Annotated in this window: 1 protein-coding gene; it reads left to right on the top strand. The window is 63.6% G+C overall.

Going from position 1 to position 294, the window contains the following annotated elements; all coding sequences use genetic code 11:
* Positions 1–21 precede the first annotated feature (21 nt).
* Positions 22–294, top strand: a 273-nt coding sequence (locus EN851_RS35570) for a glycosyltransferase family A protein (RefSeq protein ID WP_281041140.1), incomplete at its 3' end; no start/stop codon positions are given.

Genomic DNA, 294 nt, shown 5'->3' with positions numbered 1-294 from the left:
GCTGGCCGCGGTCGAGCCCGGTTGCCGCTCGTTTCGATCATCACGGCCCACTACAATCGGGCGCGCCTGTTGCCGCAGGCGATCGCATCGGTCCGTCGCCAGGACTACCCCAATATCGAATTGATCGTCGTCGACGACGGCAGAACCGATCCGGACGCAATACGCCTGCTCGCTGAAGTCGAGCCTGAGTTCGAGCAGCGCGGCTGGCGGATCATCCGGCAAAAGAACGGCTTCCTCGGCAAGGCCCGAAACACCGGCATTCGCGCCGCCAAGGGATCCTTGATCCTGTTCCTG

The organism is Mesorhizobium sp. M8A.F.Ca.ET.208.01.1.1 (genome assembly GCF_004791315.1).
GTDB lineage: Bacteria > Pseudomonadota > Alphaproteobacteria > Rhizobiales > Rhizobiaceae > Mesorhizobium.
The sequence above is the reverse complement of the archived record's forward strand: the minus strand, read 5'-3'. Positions and strand labels throughout refer to the sequence as shown.